General features: G+C 66.5%; 1 protein-coding gene. It reads right to left on the bottom strand.

Annotated features, from left to right (window positions below; all coding sequences use genetic code 11):
- Nucleotides 1-199: 199 nt before the first annotated feature.
- Nucleotides 200-1,015, bottom strand: an 816-nt coding sequence (locus A2I95_RS42275; protein WP_291738201.1) for an aldehyde dehydrogenase family protein, incomplete at its 5' end; no start/stop codon positions are given.

The following is a 1,015-nucleotide window of genomic DNA, read 5'->3' as shown; positions in this document are numbered from 1 at the left end:
CCCCCCGCCTGTTGCAGGCTGCCGGTCGCGGTGACAGGGCCCGCGGGCGCCTGCGGCACGTAGCTGCGCAGATCGGCGACACGCGCGTCAAAGCCCACATCGGTGCGCCCGTCGGCCACCACGCCTTCGGCGCTGGCGGTGATCCCCTCGTCCTCCAGCCCCTCGCATAACCGGTCGAGCGACGAAGGCGAGCGCGCGATCAGCCCGACGCTGTAGCCTTCCCGCCCGAAGCGGCGCGCGCGCCGCTTTGACGGGCGGTGGCCACCAGGGTTTCGATACCGTCCAGCTGGCGCGCCGATATCACCGGGGTCAGGCCCGGGTTTTCCAGCCCGTGGCCGACGCTGAGGCCATTTGCCAGCGCGGCGGCGCGCTCCACTGCTTCCTTATAGATCGAGCGGTGCACAAGCACCCGCGACATCGCAGAACAGACCTGACCAGCGTTATAGAAGATACCGCTTTGCAGGCTGGACATCAGCGTGTCGAGATTGGTGTCCTCAAACGCCACAGCCGCGGATTTGCCGCCCAGCTCCATCAGCGCAGGCGTCACCGGGCTGGCCGCCGCGCGCAGGATTGCCTGGCCGGTCGGCACCGAGCCGGTAAAGACGATCTGGTCGATTTGGCTGCTTTCCACCAGACGCGCCCCCAGATCGGCACCGATGCCGTTCAGGATCGACACTGTCCCCGCGGGGACATCGGCGCGTTCCAGCGCCACGCCCAGCATCGCCAGCGCCATCGGGTCCAGTTCCGGCGACTTGATGATCACCGAGTTGCCCGCCGCCATCGCAGGCGCCAGCGAGCGTGCGGCAATCGACACAGGGAAGTTCCAAGGCACGATCTGGGCGGAGACGCCATACGGCTCATAGACCGTAAAGTCAGCATAATCGGGGCCAAGCGGGATCGACTTACCTTCGATCTTGTCGGCCATGCCGCCGTAATATTCGAAATACTGCGCGGCCTCTTCGAACTCGTCATGGGCGGCGCTGAGGCTCTTGCCGCTTTCGCGGCACAACAGCTC

Source organism: Leisingera sp. F5 (assembly GCF_001593695.1).
Note: the sequence above shows the minus strand (reverse complement) of the source record. Positions and strands in the feature narration are given on the sequence as shown.